At 62.8% G+C, this 2672-nt stretch carries 2 protein-coding genes and 1 tRNA gene; 2 read left to right on the top strand and 1 reads right to left on the bottom strand.

The window, feature by feature from the left end; translation table 11 throughout:
- The first annotated feature begins 423 nt into the window (after positions 1 to 423).
- Positions 424 to 500: transfer RNA gene (locus VZ95_RS17900), tRNA-Met, on the top strand.
- A gap of 22 nt (positions 501 to 522) precedes the next feature.
- On the opposite strand, the gene VZ95_RS17895 is transcribed toward VZ95_RS17900, so the two are convergent.
- A complete protein-coding gene (locus VZ95_RS17895) occupies positions 523 to 1218 on the bottom strand; it encodes a GntR family transcriptional regulator (protein WP_045777068.1) in 696 nt (231 codons plus the stop codon).
- 93 nt (positions 1219 to 1311) lie between these two features.
- Here VZ95_RS17895 and VZ95_RS17890 point away from each other — a divergent pair, with 93 nt between their 5' ends.
- Complete coding sequence (locus VZ95_RS17890) at positions 1312 to 2481, top strand: benzoate/H(+) symporter BenE family transporter (protein WP_045777067.1); 1170 nt, start codon at positions 1312 to 1314, stop codon at positions 2479 to 2481.
- The last annotated feature ends 191 nt before the right edge of the window (positions 2482 to 2672 follow it).

The raw sequence follows: 2672 nt of genomic DNA, 5'->3' as shown, positions 1-2672 counted from the left end.
TTTCGGCGTGTCCTAACAGCAGCAGAATCGTGACGCCATTTAAGAATAAAACGGCCAGACCGTGGAAAAGGCATTTTTTTTTGTATTTTCAAAAGAAAAGCTAATGATTGCGCCGGTCGGGTTCATTCTTTATATCGCTCGCAGAATTCGGCGCTCCTTGGGGGTGCAGAGGCCAATTATGGCACGCGGAGGGGGCGCTGTGTCAATGATCGAGAGTCGCGAGTAAGGATATTGCTCTTCATAAGTACATAAAAATTTCTAGAAACATTAGACGTTTTACTTTAATTAACGTGCTGCATCTGCGTAAAAGGCCGGGTGGTGGGTGATTTTTCGGGATGCTCACGGATGCTCGGAAAAAACCATGCTTAACGCTTGACAGGGCCGGGCAGATCGGTAGTGAAGACGGCTTGAAGGTCCGTACGTGGCGGGATAGCTCAGTTGGTTAGAGCAGGGGACTCATAAGCCCAAGGTCGGTGGTTCAACTCCACTTCCCGCCACCATCCTTCTTCCTCAGTCTTAAAATCAGCCGCGCTCGGCGAAAAACCGGGCAATCGTCGCAGCCGCCGTATCGAGATGCTGGAGCAGCACCGCCTGTCCGCCGGGAATATCGTGCGCGCGGCAAGCGGCGAGCAACGCCCGATGCTCGGCCTGCGCTAGATGATCGCGACCCTTCGCCGCTAAATGGAAGCGCAAATAGCGGTCGGCGGCGGCAAGCTGGGCGTTCACCAGGGCCAGCAGCTTCGGGCGGCCCACCGCGCCGTAAAGGCAGAGATGAAAGCGGCGGTTGAGGTCGCCCAGGCGGGCCTGATCCGCCTCGCCATCGAGATCGGCAATCAACTCCTCCGCTCTCTCGAAATCCGCCTCGGTGAGGTGCGGGATCGATAAGGCTAGGGCCGCAGGCTCCAACGCGCGGCGGATGGCGTAATTATCGGCGGCGTCTTCGGCGGAAATCTCCGTCACCACCGCGCCCTTATGGGGTTCGAAATCGACCAAGGCTTGCGCTTCGAGTTGGCGCAGGGCTTCGCGCACGGGCATACGGCTCACGCCGAACAGGGCGGCTAAATCTTCCTGCCGCAGGGGCGTGCCGGGCGCGATTTGCCCGCCAAGAATCGCTTGCCGCAGCGCGGCTTCAACGAATTCCGTCGCCGTGCGCGGGCGATTCGGCTGCTGCCCCAAGAGGGTTGCGAGACCGGCGAGCGGGGTTTCTTCGGTCGGCATCAAAAATCCACTTGTCGATTGGATCCAAAATCCGATTAACTACTGCCGATACCTGCCTGTTTTGGGCGGGAAGGGCAAGCCGAGGGTTAAGCGATGGCGGGGCAAGGCCGGGGAGCCGGGGACTTCATTCAACCGGCCAGCGCCGGGATTCTGGCGGCGGTTGTCGGCTTCGCCAGCGCGTTTACGATTGTGCTCCAGGGGCTTACGGCGGCGGGAGCGACGCCGGTGCAGGCCGCTTCGGGCTTGATGGCGCTCTGTGTGGTGAAAGGGCTCATTGGCATCCAGATGGGCCTCTACAACCGCTTACCGATCTCGATTACCTGGTCGACCCCTGGCGCCGCCCTATTGATTGCGACCGGCGTGCCGGTGGGCGGTTTTGCGGCGACGGTTGGTGGCTTTCTGGTAGCGGCGAGCCTGATTATGCTGGCGGGGCTCTGGCCCCTGTTCGGGCGGCTGGTGGCGCGCATTCCGATAGGGCTGGCGAGCGCGATGCTGGCGGGGGTGCTGTTCGACCTCTGCCTTGCCCCCGTGCGCTCAATGGCGGCGCTGCCGTGGCTGACCCTGCCGATCCTGCTAACGTGGGCGCTAATGCTGCGCTTCGCCCGGCTCTATGCCGTGCCGGTTTCGGTGGCGGTGACGGCGGCGCTGATCGGCTGGAGCACACCGCTGCCCGATCTGGCCGCCGCTTGGCCGCGCCCGGAGTTGGTGCTGCCAGTGTTTTCGCTAGAAGCCGCCATCAGTATCGGCCTACCGCTATTCATCGTCACGATGGCGTCGCAGAATATCCCCGGTCTCGCCGTGCTGCGCGGCAATGGCTATGATCCCGATACCCGCCCGATCTTTATCATCACCGGCATGGGCAGCGCGGTGGCGGCACTGTTCGGCGGGCAGTCGATGAATTTGGCGGCGATTACCGCCGCGCTGTGCGCCGGGCCGGAAGCCCATCCCGACCCCGGGAAACGCTATCGCGCCACCGTGGCGGCGGCCATCACATATATTCTGCTGGGCTTGGGCGCGAGCTATGCCGCCGCCTTCATCGCCGCCGCGCCGCCGTTGCTCATTCAAGCGGTGGCCGGATTGGCGCTGCTGCCGAGCCTCGCCAGCGCGCTCGCCGGGAGCCTTGCGAAAGAGGCCGAGCGGCTGCCGGTGATCCTCACCTTTACCGTCGCCGCCTCCGGCATCGGCTTCTTCGGCATCGGCCCGGCTTTTTGGGGGTTAATCGCGGGCGGCGCGCTGATGCTGTGCCTCAAAAAACGCCGATAGAAAAGCCCCGCGCCTTAGGAAGACGCGGGGCTATATCTTACACCTTGACGGCTTAGGCCTCGACCGGCGGTTTCACTTTCGGCGGACGACCGCGTTTCCGCTTCGGCGGCTCCGTTGGGGTGTCCGACGCGGCCTCGGCGGTTGCCGCATCCGGCACTGGCAGATCGAGCGGCAGCACGGCTTCGACCGGG

This window comes from Elstera litoralis, from assembly GCF_000963705.1.
GTDB lineage: Bacteria > Pseudomonadota > Alphaproteobacteria > Elsterales > Elsteraceae > Elstera > Elstera litoralis.
The sequence above is the reverse complement of the archived record's forward strand: the minus strand, read 5'-3'. Positions and strand labels throughout refer to the sequence as shown.

Coding starts and splice junctions, on each gene's coding strand:
- VZ95_RS17890 (WP_045777067.1), top strand. CDS start 1,312: ATGGCGGGGCAAGGCCGGGGAGCCGGGGACTTCATTCAACCGGCCAGC.
- VZ95_RS17895 (WP_045777068.1), bottom strand. CDS start 1,218: ATGCCGACCGAAGAAACCCCGCTCGCCGGTCTCGCAACCCTCTTGGGG.